Genomic DNA, 15,507 nt, shown 5'->3' with positions numbered 1-15,507 from the left:
AGCCTTAGGCGCTTAAAAAGAAGCCCGCAATAATGCGGGCTTCTTTTTAAGACGTTTGCTCACCCGGGGGGCTGGCCAAATCTAACCTTGCTTGTCCTCCTTTTTCCGCATTAGCGAATTTATATGTTCCGCTGATTGAATTGGCCCTGGCTCCGTCATGGTAGAGTGCTTTTACGTCACCGGTATGGCTGTCGGCACTTGTGATTGTCAAGTAACGAGGCTGAGTGGGATTGGCAGTTGTTTCCGGCATACGTTCCCATTGGATTAGGCATTGTTCATGATAAATTTCCCTATAACGTTTGATAAAGGATTAGCTTAAAGCGGCGCATTTTTTGTTGTGCCGTTTTTGTAAGGCTATAGAGAGTTGGTCTGCATGGCGCCTGTGAAATATGACAGTGTCTTATACTGTTTTGGAATTGAAAGTAAATGGCGGCAGATATACAGATAGGCCTCGAAATCTTGCGATTGAGCGAGAACGACCTATTTGTTGTACCTCGCTGAACGATAGGGTATGGAAAATTGGGCAGTTCCATGCTTGGCAGCAGAAAACAGTGTTAATGCATTTGTCTTCATAAAGGAAGGGAGGCGCAATCGAGTTGAACGCAATTACATTTGCGTTGCTTATTTCTAAATTGTATTAAAACCTGTCAATGTTGACAGTATCGCTAGTTAACGCTCTTGCGCATGCTTGGCTCACTCATCCAGGAAGGGGAATATGCTATGTCACATTCAACTCTTAAGTGGCTTCAGTTTTTTGCGGCGACGGGTGCGTTGATGCTGATAGGTAATGCACAGGCGGCGCAGTTATCTTGCCCAGATTCTTCAACTATCAAGGTTGTGAGCATTCAGTTTTCAGCTGGAGAGCAAGAGCAGCAATGGAGTGGCGAACAGCTCGTTGACGATTATTCTGGGGCTGAGGGCGTCAAGTTTCTGGGCGCAGCGATCAAACAAGGTGCAGACAGCGAAACGAAATTGCCTTATCACTACGTAATCTGTAATTACAGCGGGAAAGGCAAGGACGATTATTTTAGGTTGTCTAAGCGGTTTGTCTTGCCTCCCGTGGCTAACGGTTCTGGTTGGAATGAGCATAAAGAGTGTACAAATAGTAAAGTCACGGACTGTGCTTTTGAGCTGATGAACTCAAAGGGGCCTGCCAAGTTCACATTGCCTGTTCAGAAGTAGGGGCGGGGGATTTTCCAATCTTTCGTCGCCTCAAGAAAACCCGCAGAAATGCGGGTTTTTTGTGTCCGGGTTTCGATCAGCTTGGCGGTGATGTATCGAATCCACGGTGTTCAATGACCCGAAACACATCACTCACGTCCTGCACCAGAATGCGTGCGGTGTTGGCCACGTTGTTCAGGTCGCGCTCGGCAAAGTCCGGCAGGCTGGAGCAGGCCATCAGGTTCAGGTGTTCCAAAGCAGCGTTGAGGCGTTCGCGCAGGCAGGCGTGAAGGTCGAGCAGTGGGGCGTCGCTGTCGATGAGAAGCACGGGGTAGTCGGTGGCGGTTTCGGTGCAGGGGGTGAAACGGCGGGGTGGAAGCTGTTGGGTCATGGCAAATATCCTCGTATCTGAAAAGGACTACCGCCATTCGCTGCGAAACGAAGTGGGTGGTAGCTGTGCGCGGGTTCGCAGACCGAGGATACGAGGAACCCGGCAGACCCGGAGGTCTCCCACACACAGCCACCATAAAACAGACGACGGGCGCCGAAGCGCTCATCGTTGTATTCATGATGCTTGGTTACACACGTATCGTTAGGGCTGCGAAACCCTATCGCTGATCAACGCCAGCGACGGGGCGAACTATAAGCGGCGAGCTGGCTGACCGCAACGGTCCTGTAGGACGAACACCAGGCCCTCAGGCCACACAGGCCAAATGTGGGAGCAAGCCCCCTCCCACAGGGGATTTAATCGTCTGGATTTATCGGGGAATGATCCTTGGGCTTATCGGACGTTGCCTACTCGAAATAGGCTAATCCATTTACTCGTGATCAATATCCAACTTCGCAAACGTCACCCGCGCGCCTTCCTTGCTGTCCCCACTGTTGTCCTGCACATACACCCCCGCCTTGAAGTACAACGGCTTGTCGCCCCAGGCAGCGCCAATGCGTTCATTCCACTCGCTGTCGGCGGCGTACACGCTGAGCAGCCCGGCTTTGTTGAGATTGATAACGTAGGTGAAGCTCTTCTCCAGCGGCACGTTGGAGGCGACGATGATGACCTGGCTCTCGGCCTCGTCCGGGCGCATGCGCACCTTGGCGACGATGTTGCCGGTCTGGGTTTTTTCCTTGAACTGGTACTCCAGCTTGATCAGTGGTTTCTGGCTGTCATAGGCGTGGATCTGGCCGATAACGACTTTGCCGGAGGTGGGTACCTGGTTGACCGTGAGGGTGGCGCGCAGGAAGTTATCGGCCTCGGGGTAGGTCCAGTTGCGCAGGCGCCCGTCGGCGTAGGTTTCGCGCAGTTCGCTGCGTGGGTAAATGGCGTTTTCGGTGCGGGTGCCGGTCACGGGGGTCCAGAACTGCACATCGCTGCCTTCGGCCTGGAAGTATTGATCGTTGAAGCCACTCAGCAGCCTTGGGGTGTCGATGGTCGTGGGCGGGGAGCCGACCGGAATGCTCAGGTTCCAGGTAGAGAGGTCGATCATGGTGTTGGCCTTTTACAGAGGGTGAAAACGTTGGCCCAGAGGCCTTACCGGTTCTTTATAGGCGGTGCTGGTGCAATTGTTAAACAATCGCTGGCAATTAATTGGCGTCAGAGGAATGCCAAAAAGCCATGTTGCCCATGAGCCGCGGGCTGCAGGGCCTTACCGTTAGTCGGCTTCCTGGCTTTTGTTTCAATGAGGGCATCCACGTCACTTCTGCTTTTTTGGAACCGAGGCTAGAGTGAGCCCTCAGTATTTATCCGGGTTTGGTAACAGAACTGACCGGTGCAGCTCCCCAAGGAAGAGACGTAGCATGGATTGCGCTCCACACCCAGGCGATGCCAGTTCGGTCCTTTTGGTGGTCGATGACTACCCGGAAAACCTCGTCAGCATGCGTGCGCTATTGCAGTGTGAAGACTGGCGGGTAATGACCGCCGCTTCCGGCCTGGAAGCCTTGGAATTGCTGCTGGCCCACGACGTCGACCTGGTGTTGCTGGACGTGCGCATGCCCGGTATGGATGGCTTTGAGGTGGCACGTCTGATGCGTGGCAGCCAACGCACGCGCATGACGCCGATTATCTTCCTGACAGCCACTGCCCATTCACCCGACGCGGTGCTTGAAGGGTATGCCAGCGGTGCGATCGACTACCTGTTCAAGCCGTTTGACCCACTTATCCTCAAGCCCAAGGTGCAGGCGTTGCTGGATCACCAGCGTAATCGCCGCGCTTTGCAGCGCCTGAGCCATGACCTGGAACTGGCCCGCGCCTTCAATGCCTCGGTGCTGGATAACGCCGCCGAGGGCATTCTGGTGGTGGGCGAAACCAGTGTGATCGAATACGCCAACCCGGCCATTTCGCGGCTGCTCAATGCCACGATGGCCGAGTTGCAGGGGGAGAGTTTCCTCAGTTTTCTGCAAAAACCTCATGTGCCCACTTGGCTGGGCTTCCCGATGTACGAGGCGTATCGCAAGGGCCAGACGTGGCGCCAGCACGATGCCATTTTGCGTACGGGTCGCGGCCAGCAGGTGCCGGTGGCGTTATCCTGCGCGCCCTTGCCTGCCGAGCAGCAGGCGATGGTGGTGACAGTGCTGGACATGTCTGAAGTGCGCCACCTGCACCAGCAGCTGGAGTTCCAGGCCGTGACCGACCCGTTGACCGGGCTGCTGAACCGGCGGGGTTTTCATCAGGCGGTGGAGAATACGTTGCTGCGCGGCGAACGCAGCGAGCAGGCGCTGGTATTGCTGTACCTGGACCTTGATGGCTTCAAGCGGGTCAACGATACGTTGGGCCACGACGCCGGTGATCGCGTGCTGCGTTGGGTTTCTGAACAAATGCAGGCATGTCTGCGTTCCTACGACATTCTCGGACGCATTGGCGGGGACGAGTTCACCGCCTTGCTGGAGCTGGAGTTCCCCGAACAGGCTGCGAAGATCGCGGAGAAGCTGATCGAGCGAGTGTCTGTGTGCCAGCAGGTCGACGGTCTGGATGTGATGCTCGGCGTCAGTATTGGCATTGCGACGTTTCCCGATTGCGGCTCGGACCTGAGCGGTCTGTTACGGGCAGCAGATATCGCTATGTACGAAGCCAAGCGCGCCGGACGTCAGCAGTATCGTTACTACGACCAGGAAATGAACGGCCGCGCCCGTTCGCGGCTGATGCTCGAAGACAGCGTACGCACAGCCATTGCGAACAAGGATTTCACCTTGGTGTACCAACCTCAGGTGTGCCTGGAGGATGGGCGTCTGCGCGGTGTCGAAGCACTGTTGCGCTGGCAGCATCCGAGTGTTGGCGATGTGCCGCCAGGTTTGTTTTTGCCGCTGTTGGAAGAGGCGCGCTTGATCAGCCAGTTGAGCACCTGGATCTACCAGCAAGTCGCTGCCCAGCGCCAGGCCTGGCAAGCTGCCTTCGACCCTGAGCTGGTGCTGAGCGTGAGCCTGAGCAGCAGCCAGTTCAATATGCCCAACCTGGCCAACCAACTGCAGCAGGTACTGGAGCGACATGGGCTGCGTGGGCGGCAGTTGGAGGTGGAAATCAGTGAAGACTGCCTGATGAATAACCTTGAGGAGTCGGCCAAACAGCTGCAGTTACTGCGCCGCATTGGCGTGCGTATAGCCCTGGATGACTTTGGTGCTGGCCACTGCTCCCTGGCCCATTTGCGCGATCTTGCGTTCGACACGCTCAAGCTTGACCCGCAGTTGGTGGCGCGCCTGCCAGGCTCGTCGCGGGATGCCGCAATGGCCCGCAGCATCATCCAGTTGTGTGGGCATTTTGATGTGTTGGTGATCGCTGAAGGCGTAGAGACCCTTGAGCAAACAGAATGGCTCAAGGCCAATGGCTGCACGTGTATCCAGGGGCCGTGGGCGGCGTTGCCGTTGATGGCCGAGGACGTTGCCGGCTGGTCGTACCCTCGCGTGCGTTGAATTCGCTACACTGGCGACCGTCCCATTTGCGTTGCACACCCCATGACTGCGTTGAAATACCTTCAGGCCTATCCCGCTGCGCTTCAGGAGCAAGTGCGTCAACTGATCGCCAAGGACCAGTTGGGTGCCTATCTGGAGCAGCGTTACCCCGAACGCCACACCGTGCAGAGCGACAAGGCGCTGTACGCCTACGCGCTGGCCCTGAAGCAGGAACACTTGCGCAACGCACCGTCCATCGACAAGGTGCTGTTCGACAACCGCCTGGACCTGACCCATCGCGCCTTGGGTTTGCACACCACGATTTCCCGGGTACAGGGCGGCAATCTCAAGTCCAAGAAAGAGATTCGCATCGCTTCGCTGTTCAAGGAGGCCGCCCCGCAGTTTCTACGCATGATCGTGGTGCATGAACTGGCGCACTTCAAGGAATCGGACCACAACAAGGCGTTCTACAAACTCTGCCAATACATGATGCCGGACTACCATCAGGTGGAATTCGACCTGCGGGTGTACCTTACCTGGCGCGATTTGCAGGGCAAGCCCTAACCACAAGGCGACAGACCATGGATGTGAGCAAGACCAAAAGCAGCTTCTATCGCCGCCTGTATGTGGCGTATTTGATCGACAGCCAATTGGCCAGCAGCGTCCCGGCGCTGACCGAGGCCACTGGTATGCCACGGCGCACGGCCCAGGACACGATTGCGGCGTTGGCTGACTTGGATATCGTGTGCGAGTTTGAGCAGGAAGAGGGGGCGCGTAATCACGCTGGGCATTATCGGATTCGTGATTGGGGTGCGATTGACCGGGGGTGGATCGCGGCCAATCTTGCGATGATCAAGCAGGTGTTGGGTTACCCCTGACATAGGTGGTGGCTGGGCTTGCCCCCGATGAGCATGGGTATCTACACAACTTTGGTGCGAAGCCGGACCCTGTGGGAGGGGCGGTGCGACGATTCGACTTGCTCCCGATGGCGGCCTTAGGGCCGACCAGGATGCCGGATCAAACCGAGTACATATCCGTTATTTAGGTAACGGCCACTTAGGGTTCCGCTCTGACAGCGGGTCACTTTGGAAAAGCCCCAAAGTAACCAAAGGGCTCTTGCCCCACCACTCGGCACCTCGCCTGGGCTCGGTGTGCCCGTAATCCGCCAGTGATTTGGGGGGCCGCCGCCACGCGCCATCCATGGCGCGGGGCGGCTAAACCGGCATCCCTGCCGGTTTACCCCCCAAATCCCTGTCGAATTCCGGCCAGCGTGGTTTAACGGGGCGCCCAAGATCAAAAGCAGATCAAGATCAAGAGCGGCTCGCTTCGCATCGTGGTTACTGGTGGCTGCTACGAAGTTGTGTAGATACCCATGCCCCCGATGAGGCCATCAAGCCCGCCGCATACCAATATGGGGAATATCGTCCTCCAGGTATTCCTCACCCACCACCACAAACCCATACCGTCCGTAATACCCCTGCAAATGCGCCTGGGCTGAGAGAAAAATCGGCATTTCTGGCCAGATACTCTCAATGCGCTTGAGCGCTTCCTCCATCATTTGATGCCCCAGCCCGGTGCCCCGTGCCACCGGCGCGACGATGACACGGCCGATCACTACGTCATCGCCCTGGGATTCAGGGTCCAGTAACCGCAGGTAGGCCACCAGCTCATCATCTTGCCAGGCCATCAAGTGGTGGGTATCGCCCGTCAGATCCTGGCCGTCGATGTCCTGGTAAACGCATTGTTGCTCGACGACGAAGACCTCGCTTCGCAGGCGCAGGATGGCGTACAGCTGTTCCTTGCCCAAGTCGTCGTGATGTTTGCAGACCCAATCGACCGTCATGATGTGTGCTCGTATAAAGACGTGCCAAGAATAGTAAGCGCGGCGGGCGCTGGTGTCTAAAATGGTAATTTTGTGAATGGCGTCAATTTGCCATCATTCGGCGCGGGCGCAGCGGGCTTCTTTGTGTAATCTGCAGTGCACGCTCATTGATGAGCTACTGTTATCAGGCCACTGCCTGCCCGCCAAGGACTTTGAGCATGCCGCGATTGACTCGTGCCGTTGCTTTGATCGCCGTGTTGTTACTGGCCCAACCGGTGTTGGCACAACGCCTGCGCCTGGTGGCGGATAGCTGGCCGCCGTTTACCGATGCCACCCTGATCAATGGCGGCCTGGCCACGGATATCGTCAGCACGGCCCTGGCCCGTGCGGGGTATGCCAGTGATTTTGACCAGGTGCCTTGGGCTCGCGCCTTGAAGGGGGTGGGTGATGGGCGCTACGACGTGCTGATCAACGCCTGGTACGACGAGGCCCGTACGCAGTTGGGGCAGTTTTCCCGCGAGTATTTGCTTAACCGTGTGCGCTTTCTCAAGCGTAGCGACGATCCCATTGCTTATCGCAACCTGACAGAACTGCACGACGAGAAGATCGCCGTGGTGCGCGGCTACGCCTACTCGGCAGCGTTTGACCAAGACACACTGTTGCAGAAAGTGCCGGTGCACAACTTTGCCATGGCCGTGCGCATGTTGGCGGCCCAGCGCGTGCGGTTGACGTTGGAGGATGAATACGTAGCGCGTTACTACCTGGCGCGGGAATCGCCGCGGGTGCGCAATGCTGTGGCGTTTGTGGGCGAGCCCTTGAGCCAGAACAGCTTGCATATCCTGGTCAGCCTGAAGAACCCCGAACACGCGCAGATTGTTGCCGGTTTTGATCGGGAAATTGCACGGATGAAGGCGGATGGCAGTTATGCGCGGTTGATGAAGGCGCATGGGATGTAGCGTCTGTGCGGGCCTCATCGGGGGCAAGTCGAATCGTCGCATCGCCCCTCCCACAAGGGAGCGGCATACACCAATCGAATGTGGGAGGGGCGGTGCGACGATTCGACTTGCCCCCGATAGCGGCCTAAGCCGCGCTGGTGTCTTTGATCAAGTGCGCGGCCAACGTGCGCAACGGCCCCAACTGCCGACAAATCAACGCCAACTGCGTTTGCACCAGCCGCTGCGCCTCATCGATCTCATCCGGCATTTGCTCCAACTCTGCCGCCAACCCTTCCTCGGCATCACTCTGGATCGCAATCGGCTGTTTGTTGGCCAGGCCGCTTGCGATCTCATCAATGCTTGCCGCCAGGCTGTTGCCTGCGCCTTCGATCAAATGCTCACGCACGTCGGCCGGAAGCTGGGTTTCGCGGTGCGCACCCAAACCCGACAAATAGCTGAGCAAGGTGTGTGACAGCACCAGAAAGCGAAAGCCTACGTCGGCCTCCTTACGAAAGTGCCCAGGCTCCATCAGCATGTTCGCCAGGGTGGTGGATAGCGCGGCATCGGCGTTATGCGCGTTGCGCCGGGCCAGGCGGTAGGCCAGGTCGTCGCTCTTGCCGGCGGCGTATTGCTGCATGATCTGGCGCAGGTAGATGCTGTTGCAGGTCAGGGTGTTGGCCAGCACTTTGTTCAGGCGTCGGCCTTGCCAGTCGGGCAGGAACAGGAACACCGCCAGGCCCGCGATCAGGCTGCCAAGCAGGGTATCGAACAGGCGAGGCAGAAACAGCCCGTAGCCATCGCCCACCTGGTTGAAGCAGAACAGCACCATCAGGGTGATCGCTGCAGTCGCCAGGGTATAGCGCGTGGTGCGGTTGATAAAGAACACCAGGCCCGCAGCGATGGCGAACATCGATTGCACGACCGGGTTGGGGAACAAATCGAACAGCGCCCAGGCCACGGTCAGGCCGATGGCGGTGCCGATGATCCGCTGGCCGAGTTTGCGGCGGGTGGCGCCGTAGCTCGGCTGGCAGACGAACAGGGTAGTGAGGATGATCCAGTAACCTTGGGACGCGTGGATGGCGTGCAGGGTGCCATAGCCGATGGTCAATGCCAGTGACAGGCGCAAGGCGTGGCGAAACAGCAATGACGTCGGCGTGAGTTGGGTGCGCAGGCGCGTCCACATTTCCTTGAAGTTACGCGGGGCGCGGTCCAACAGGTTGCTGTCGGTAGCGTCGGCCAGGGCATCGGGGTTGCTGGCGTCGCCCAGCAGGCGGTCAAGGGTGGACAGGTTGGCGGCCAAGGCGCGCAACGAGCGTAACAGGCCACGCCAGGCGGGGTTGCTCTGGATGCGCAGGTGCTCCAGGGAGGCGTTCAGGTCGCCCAGGGCCTCGGCGAAGCTGTCGTCATAGATGAACGGTTGGCGCAGTTGGATCGATTCGGCCAGGGTCTGGCAGGCTTTGCCTTGCTGGCGCAGCAGGCGCTGGCAGCGAAACAGCACATCGCTGTGGAAAAAGGCATCGGTCAGGGCGTTGTACGGGTAGTGAGACGAGCTGGCGCGTTCGTGGATGTCCTGGGCCAGGAAATACAGCTTCAGGTAGCGGCTGACCTTCGAGCCCGGTCGACCATTGCCGACACGGTGCAGAATGATTTCCTTGGCCGCATTCAGCGCGGCGACCACCCGGCCATTTTGCTGGGCCAGTTCCAGGCGCCGGGCTTCCACATCCAGTTGGCGGATCGGCTCGAACAAGGATGACTTGAGCTTGAGATAGCGCCCCAGCTCACGGAACAACCGCGCCAGGCTTTGCTGCACCGGCTGGTTGGAAAACAACGCCTGCCACAGCACCGACAGCACGCCGTACCAGGCGGCGCCGGCCACCAGCAGCAGCGGCTCATGCCAGAAGTCGGTGACGGCGCCGCCGCGCTGGTCCACGCCGATCATGGTATAGACCGACAGAATCAGGGTGGCCGAGGCAATCGCGCCATAGCGTTCGCCCAGCGCACCGAGCATGGTCAGGGAGAAACTGGCCAGGGCCAGGGCGATGGCAAAGATCCAGGGGTAGGGGAACAGCAGCTCCACCGACAGCGCGGCGATGCTGAAACACACCAGCGTCACCGCCAATGCGTTGAGGCGGCCCTGCCAACTGTCATCGGTCTCGGCCAGGGCGCTGGCGATAATCCCCAGGAACAGCGGGATCAGCAGCGTCATTTCATCCTGGTACCAACACAGCGCCATGCTGCCGGTGAGGGCGATGAACACCCGTACGCTGTAGCTGAATTTATCCAGCGCCCACAGGCGCCGCATGGACTGCTTGAACGAGGTCGATGACATGAAGTCTGGAGTCTTCCGGGACGTTGTCGCTAAATTGAGCTATCAAGGACGCCACGGCAAGTGTGGTGATCACATCCAACAGCAAATTTTTCCCTGGCACATTTTTACTGCGTTGTGTCAGACGTATTGTGCGGCTGCGTAACCAGATGCCCACGCCCACTGGAAGTTGAACCCGCCCAAGTGACCGGTCACATCCAGCACTTCGCCGATGAAGTACAGGCCAGGGCTTTTCAGTGATTCCATGGTCTTGGAAGATACTTCCCGCGTGTCCACTCCACCTAAGGTTACCTCGGCAGTGCGATAGCCCTCGGTGCCGGCCGGTACGAGTTGCCAGCTCCCAAGCTTTTGCGCGATATCGGCAATTTCAGCATGGGTGTACTGCTTCATCGGTTTGGATTCGAACCAGCTCTGGGCCAGCAGGTTGGCCATCTTCTTGGTGAAAATCTCCCCCAGCAGGGTCTTTAGCTCGCTGTTGGGATGCTCGGCCTGTTGCTGTTGCAGCCAGTCATGGGCGTCATGATCGGGCAACAGGTTGATTTCCACCGTGTCGCCGGACTCCCAGTAAGACGAGATCTGCAAAATCGCCGGCCCGCTCAGGCCACGATGGGTGAATAGCATGTTCTCGCGAAAGCTCTGGCCGTTGCAGCTGACCAGGCAATCCACCGAGGTGCCGGACAACTCGCTGCACAACTCCTTGAGCTGGTCGGTGATGGTGAACGGCACCAGCCCGGCGCGGGTCGGCAACAGTTCATGGCCGAATTGCCTGGCCACTTGGTAACCGAAACCGGTGGCGCCCAGTGTGGGGATCGACAAGCCACCAGTGGCAATCACCAGCGACTCGCAGTGCAACTCGCCGAGCGTGGTCTGCAATTGGTAACCGTTATCGAGCCTGGCGATTTCCTCGATGGAGGTGTCCAGGTGCAGGCTCACGCCGGTCTGGATGCACTCATCGAGCAACATGCCGAGGATGTCGCTGGACTTGTTATCGCAGAACAGCTGGCCGAGTTTTTTCTCGTGGTACGGCACGCCGTGCTTGGCCACCAGCCCAATGAAATCCCACTGGGTGTAGCGCGCCAGGGCCGACTTGCAGAAGTGCGCGTTATGCGAGAGGAAGTTGGCCGGCTCGGTGTACATATTGGTGAAGTTACAGCGGCCACCACCGGACATCAGGATCTTCTTGCCGGCCTTGTTGGCGTGGTCGATCAGCATCACTTTGCGCCCACGCCCGGCGGCGGTCAGTGCGCACATCAAGCCTGCCGCGCCGGCGCCAATGATCACAACTTCGGTCGAGCGCAAAACGGTGTCCTCATACAAATTCTGAATTGAAATACAGTCAAATGTGGGAGGGGGCTTGCTCCCGATGGCGGTGGTTCAGTCACATCTATATTGACTGAGACTCCGCTATCGGGAGCAAGCCCCCTCCCACATTTGAATCTCCATTGGTGTGCGAGATATTTACAGGATCCGCACGCGCAACGAACGGCCTTTGATCTTGCCGTCATTCAAGCGCTGCAACGCCTGCTTGGCGATTCCGCGTTCTACGGCCACGAATGCCTGGAAGTCAAAGATCGCAATCTTGCCGACCTGGGCGCCCGGAATGCCGGCTTCACCGGTCAATGCACCCAGAATGTCGCCTGGGCGGACCTTGTCTTTACGCCCGGCGGCGATGCACAGGGTACTCATCTGCGGCAGCAACGGGCCACCGCTTTGCGGCTTGAGGTTGTCCAGTTGGTCCCAGTTCAGCGGCGACTTCTGCAGTTGCTCGATGGCCTGGGCGCGGTGCGCTTCGGACGGTGCCACCAGGCTGATGGCGATACCGGTCTCGCCGGCACGACCGGTACGGCCCACGCGGTGAATGTGGATCTCCGAGTCGCGGGCCAGTTCGACGTTGATCACCATGTCCAGCGAGTCGATGTCCAGGCCACGGGCAGCCACGTCGGTAGCCACCAGCACTGAGGTGCTGCGGTTGGCGAACATCGCCAGTACCTGGTCACGGTCGCGCTGTTCCAGGTCGCCGTGCAGGCCGACGGCGGAAATGCCTTTGGCCGTCAGGTGGTCGACAGTTTCCTGCACTTGCTGCTTGGTGAAGCAGAACGCCACGCAGGAGGCAGGGCGGAAATGCGCCAGCACCTTGGTCACCGCGTCCATGCGTTCTTCTGGGGAGATTTCGTAGAAGCGCTGTTCGATCTGGTCGTCGGAGTGGAACGCCTCGGCCTTCACCTGCTGCGGCGCACGCATGAACTTGGACGCCAGCTGCTTGATGCTCACCGGGTAGGTGGCCGAGAACAGCAGGGTCTGGCGGCGTGGCGGGGTCTTGCTGATGATGTCTTCGATGGCGTCGTAGAAGCCCATGTCGAGCATACGGTCAGCTTCGTCGAGGATCAGGGTGTTCAGGCCATCCAGTACCAGCGAGCCTTTGCGCAGGTGCTGCTGGATGCGGCCCGGAGTGCCGACGATGACGTGGGCGCCATGCTCCAGGGAGGCGATCTGCGGGCCGAGGGACACGCCGCCGCACAGGGTCAGCACCTTGATGTTGTCTTCGGCACGGGCCAGGCGACGGATTTCCTTGGCGACCTGGTCGGCCAGCTCACGGGTGGGGCACATCACCAGCGCCTGGCAACCGAAGTAACGTGGGTTGATCGGGTTCAACAAGCCGATGCCGAAGGCGGCGGTCTTGCCGCTGCCGGTCTTGGCCTGGGCAATCAGGTCCAGCCCCTTGAGGATCACCGGCAAGCTTTGCGCCTGGATCTGCGTCATCTCGACGTAACCCAGCGAGTCGAGGTTAGCCAGCATGGCGGCGGACAGGGGCAAAGTATTAAAAGCGGTGGCGATGGTAGTCACGGGACTGGCTCTGCAAAACAAAATGTCGCGCAGTGTACCAGCCCTGTGGGATTTTCCCCGCAAGTTCTCGACGAGAAGCCCGTCAATGCTCGATATCGTGCTCGCGGCTGACCACGCGTTTGCCGTCTTTTGGCGACAATTGCAGGAAGATCGCCGCCGCCAGCATCGCCATGATGCCCACGGTGAGGAAGGTCAGCTGGAACGCGCCGAGGACACTTTCCACACCGTCATTGCCGGCCTCGGCAGTAAACCCGCCAAGCAACGCGCCGGCACAGGCCACGCCGAGGCTGAGGGACAACTGCGCCACCACCGACAACAAACTGTTGCCGCTGCTGGCCTGGGCGTCGTCGAGGTCGATCAGGGTCACGGTGTTCATCGCCGTGAATTGCAGCGAGTTGATCGCCCCCAGCACCGCCAGCATGGCCAGCAGCAGCGGGTAGGGCGTGTGCTCGCTGACCAGGCCCATGCTCGCCAGCATGATGCCCAGAGCCAAGGTGTTGCCGGTCAGCACGATGCGATAACCGAGGCGCTCGATCAGCGGCCTTGCCACGGATTTGGCAAACATCGCCGCCGCCGCGAGTGGCAGCATGCTCATCCCGGCTTCTGATGGCGAGTAACCTAGTGCCACCTGCAACAAAAGCGGTACCAGGAAGGGCAGTGCGCCGCTGCCCAGCCGCGCAAACAGGTTGCCCAGAATGCCCACGGCAAAGGTGCGGGTCTTGAACAGCACCGGCGAGAACAACGGGTTATCAATATGCCCGGCGCGCAGCCAGTACGCCGCCAGGCAGGCGAACCCGCCGAACAGCAGCAATATGACCCGCAGGTGCGGCAGGTGCAGTTCGCCCAGACCCTCCATGGCGATGGTGATCAGCACCATCGCCGCGCCGAACAGCAGGAAACCCAGGCCGTCGAAGCGCGTGCGCTCGCTGCCGCGCAGGTCGGGGATGAACTTCCATACGGCATAGCAGCCGATCATGCCCACCGGCAGGTTGATCAGGAAGATCCAGTGCCAGGTCAGGTATTGCACCATCCAGCCGCCCATGGTCGGGCCCAGTAAGGGGCCGAGCAGGCCGGGGATAGTGATGAAACCCATGATGCGCACCAGCTCGGAACGCGGATAGGCGCGCAGCACCACCAGCCGCCCGACTGGCAGCATCAGCGCACCGCCCAAGCCCTGGATTACCCGGGCGCCCACCAGCATGGTCAAACTGCTGGACAGTGCGCACAGCAGCGAGCCGAGACTGAACAGCATGATCGCGCCAAAGAAAATCTTCTTGGTGCCAAAACGGTCGGCGATCCAGCCGGATGCGGGGATCAGAAGGGCGACGGTGAGCATGTAGGCAATCACCACCCCCTGCATGCGCAGCGGGTTCTCCGCGAGGTCCCGGGCCATGGCCGGCAGAGCCGTGTTGAGGATCGTCCCATCCAGCGATTGCATGAAGAAGGCAATCGCTACCACCCAGGGGAGCCAGCGGGCGGTCTTGGCATCGAGAGGGGCACGATTCGGCATGGGGACCCTTTTATTAGCAGGCTATGTGTTGGCGATTATGCGCCATTCGTCGCTCATTTTCCCACTGGCGGTTCGTCTAAGTCCGACAACGTTGCGTGCTCTCCGACCAGGAAATCCAGCAATGCACGGTGAACTGCCAGCGCCGCTTCCCGAGACTCCAGGTCCAGCAGGTGGCCGGTATGCTCGGCCACCGCAAAGCTGCTGCGGCCTACATATTGTTTGAACAGCTGGGCCTCGGCGGCCGGGGTGTATTCGTCCAGGGCACCGTTGAGAAAGTGCACCGGCGTCTCGATCTGTCGCAGCGCCGGCAAATAGTTGCCATCGCCCAAGGCCAGGACCTGGTGAATGTGAAAGCGCGCCTGGCGGTACTCGGTAGTGGCCATGGTCGACAGGTGCCGATGGTTGTTGCGCTTGAGGCGCGGCGACAGGTATTTGCCGACCGTCTCGTTGAGCAGGTGGCCGACCGCGGACTTGTCATCGGCCTCGATCAACACGCGCACGCGCTCCACGTATTCAAGCATGGCCTGATTGAGGTTGGGGGCCAGGGCCATCACCACGGAGCTTTCGATGGAGGGTGGGTTGTGCGCCAGGGTCAGCAATGTGGAGATGCCGCCCCACGAGGCGGACACTAAATGGTTGACCTCAAAGCGCTCTACCAGGGCGCGCAGGATTTGCACCTCATCGTCCTTGGTAACCAAGTCGAGGTCGGTGTTGTGCTCGCGCGAGTAGCCGGAGAATGGCAAATCGAACAGCAGCACATTGAAATGCTCGGCCAGGCATTTGCTGGTGCGGGCAAAGGAGCGCGTGGTGGACAGGGCGCCATTGACCATCAGCACGGTTTTTCTTTGCGGGTTATTACCGAGCTGCTCTACGTGAACGTTGTAGTGTTTGAACAGCCTTTCAATGACGAAACTTCCATGGTTCATATCAGCGCTCCAGCTTGCCGTTTACTGGGCAAGGTCATGCATCACGTGTGGGCACGTGGGTGGGGTGGCGGGATGCCACTAACCGTTATAACGAGGTTTTTTAC

Annotated in this window: 13 protein-coding genes; 5 read left to right on the top strand and 8 right to left on the bottom strand. The window is 59.3% G+C overall.

Features of this window, described 5'->3' with window-relative positions; genetic code table 11:
- The first annotated feature begins 720 nt into the window (after positions 1–720).
- Positions 721–1,182: a DUF3757 domain-containing protein gene (locus IH404_RS26450; RefSeq protein WP_005792190.1), complete on the top strand. Its 462-nt coding sequence runs from the start codon at positions 721–723 to the stop codon at positions 1,180–1,182.
- Positions 1,183–1,258: 76 nt separating this feature from the next.
- On the opposite strand, the gene IH404_RS26445 is transcribed toward IH404_RS26450, so the two are convergent.
- A complete protein-coding gene (locus IH404_RS26445) occupies positions 1,259–1,552 on the bottom strand; it encodes a hypothetical protein (RefSeq protein WP_005792189.1) in 294 nt (97 codons plus the stop codon).
- A 427-nt stretch (positions 1,553–1,979) separates the two neighbouring features.
- The gene (locus tag IH404_RS26440) at positions 1,980–2,645 is read right to left on the bottom strand and encodes a polysaccharide lyase family 7 protein (RefSeq protein ID WP_005792188.1); all 666 of its coding nucleotides are present in this window, start codon (positions 2,643–2,645) and stop codon (positions 1,980–1,982) included.
- A 310-nt stretch (positions 2,646–2,955) separates the two neighbouring features.
- Here IH404_RS26440 and IH404_RS26435 point away from each other — a divergent pair, with 310 nt between their 5' ends.
- Genes IH404_RS26435 through IH404_RS26425 form a run of 3 tightly spaced genes read left to right on the top strand, consistent with a single transcriptional unit; the run spans position 2,956 to position 5,918 of the window.
- The gene (locus IH404_RS26435; protein ID WP_194439459.1) at positions 2,956–5,061 is read left to right on the top strand and encodes an EAL domain-containing protein; all 2,106 of its coding nucleotides are present in this window, start codon (positions 2,956–2,958) and stop codon (positions 5,059–5,061) included.
- 42 nt (positions 5,062–5,103) lie between these two features.
- Entirely contained in the window at positions 5,104–5,604 is a 501-nt protein-coding gene (locus tag IH404_RS26430; protein WP_005792185.1) for a M48 family metallopeptidase, read from the top strand.
- Between the two features lie 17 nt (positions 5,605–5,621).
- On the top strand, positions 5,622–5,918 hold the full coding sequence (locus IH404_RS26425; RefSeq protein ID WP_005792184.1) for a winged helix-turn-helix domain-containing protein: 297 nt from the start codon (positions 5,622–5,624) through the stop codon (positions 5,916–5,918).
- 512 nt (positions 5,919–6,430) lie between these two features.
- Here IH404_RS26425 and IH404_RS26420 read toward each other — a convergent pair.
- Complete coding sequence (locus IH404_RS26420) at positions 6,431–6,883, bottom strand: GNAT family N-acetyltransferase (protein WP_194439457.1); 453 nt, start codon at positions 6,881–6,883, stop codon at positions 6,431–6,433.
- Positions 6,884–7,080: 197 nt separating this feature from the next.
- Between IH404_RS26420 and IH404_RS26415 the strand changes: the two genes are divergently transcribed.
- Positions 7,081–7,818: a transporter substrate-binding domain-containing protein gene (locus tag IH404_RS26415; protein ID WP_005792182.1), complete on the top strand. Its 738-nt coding sequence runs from the start codon at positions 7,081–7,083 to the stop codon at positions 7,816–7,818.
- 124 nt (positions 7,819–7,942) lie between these two features.
- Here the strand turns inward: IH404_RS26415 and yccS are convergent, their stop codons facing one another.
- From yccS to IH404_RS26390, 5 genes are all read right to left on the bottom strand, one after another.
- Positions 7,943–10,126, bottom strand: a complete 2,184-nt coding sequence (gene yccS, locus IH404_RS26410) for a YccS family putative transporter (RefSeq protein ID WP_005792181.1) — start codon at positions 10,124–10,126, stop codon at positions 7,943–7,945.
- 117 nt (positions 10,127–10,243) lie between these two features.
- Positions 10,244–11,422 (bottom strand): NAD(P)/FAD-dependent oxidoreductase, encoded by a 1,179-nt coding sequence (locus IH404_RS26405; protein ID WP_194439455.1) that lies wholly within the window; start codon positions 11,420–11,422, stop codon positions 10,244–10,246.
- Positions 11,423–11,581: 159 nt separating this feature from the next.
- Complete coding sequence (dbpA, locus tag IH404_RS26400) at positions 11,582–12,919, bottom strand: ATP-dependent RNA helicase DbpA (RefSeq protein ID WP_232289440.1); 1,338 nt, start codon at positions 12,917–12,919, stop codon at positions 11,582–11,584.
- Between the two features lie 130 nt (positions 12,920–13,049).
- Positions 13,050–14,477 carry a multidrug transporter subunit MdtD gene (gene mdtD, locus IH404_RS26395; protein ID WP_032879027.1) on the bottom strand — a complete coding sequence of 476 codons (1,428 nt, stop codon included), beginning with the start codon at positions 14,475–14,477 and terminating at the stop codon, positions 13,050–13,052.
- 53 nt (positions 14,478–14,530) lie between these two features.
- A complete protein-coding gene (locus tag IH404_RS26390) occupies positions 14,531–15,403 on the bottom strand; it encodes an alpha/beta hydrolase (protein ID WP_005792177.1) in 873 nt (290 codons plus the stop codon).
- Positions 15,404–15,507: the final 104 nt, after the last annotated feature.

The organism is Pseudomonas sp. OST1909, from assembly GCF_015277575.1.
Taxonomy (GTDB): Bacteria; Pseudomonadota; Gammaproteobacteria; order Pseudomonadales; family Pseudomonadaceae; genus Aquipseudomonas; species Aquipseudomonas synxantha_A.
Note: the sequence above shows the minus strand (reverse complement) of the source record. Positions and strands in the feature narration are given on the sequence as shown.

Bases quoted from the DNA above. Each gene is read 5' to 3' on its own strand.
- IH404_RS26450 (WP_005792190.1), top strand. From the start codon at position 721: ATGTCACATTCAACTCTTAAGTGGCTTCAGTTTTTTGCGGCGACGGGT.
- IH404_RS26445 (WP_005792189.1), bottom strand. From the start codon at position 1,552: ATGACCCAACAGCTTCCACCCCGCCGTTTCACCCCCTGCACCGAAACC.
- IH404_RS26440 (WP_005792188.1), bottom strand. From the start codon at position 2,645: ATGATCGACCTCTCTACCTGGAACCTGAGCATTCCGGTCGGCTCCCCG.
- IH404_RS26435 (WP_194439459.1), top strand. From the start codon at position 2,956: ATGGATTGCGCTCCACACCCAGGCGATGCCAGTTCGGTCCTTTTGGTG.
- IH404_RS26430 (WP_005792185.1), top strand. From the start codon at position 5,104: ATGACTGCGTTGAAATACCTTCAGGCCTATCCCGCTGCGCTTCAGGAG.
- IH404_RS26425 (WP_005792184.1), top strand. From the start codon at position 5,622: ATGGATGTGAGCAAGACCAAAAGCAGCTTCTATCGCCGCCTGTATGTG.
- IH404_RS26420 (WP_194439457.1), bottom strand. From the start codon at position 6,883: ATGACGGTCGATTGGGTCTGCAAACATCACGACGACTTGGGCAAGGAA.
- IH404_RS26415 (WP_005792182.1), top strand. From the start codon at position 7,081: ATGCCGCGATTGACTCGTGCCGTTGCTTTGATCGCCGTGTTGTTACTG.
- yccS (WP_005792181.1), bottom strand. From the start codon at position 10,126: ATGTCATCGACCTCGTTCAAGCAGTCCATGCGGCGCCTGTGGGCGCTG.
- dbpA (WP_232289440.1), bottom strand. From the start codon at position 12,919: ATGCTGGCTAACCTCGACTCGCTGGGTTACGTCGAGATGACGCAGATC.
- mdtD (WP_032879027.1), bottom strand. From the start codon at position 14,477: ATGCCGAATCGTGCCCCTCTCGATGCCAAGACCGCCCGCTGGCTCCCC.
- IH404_RS26390 (WP_005792177.1), bottom strand. From the start codon at position 15,403: ATGAACCATGGAAGTTTCGTCATTGAAAGGCTGTTCAAACACTACAAC.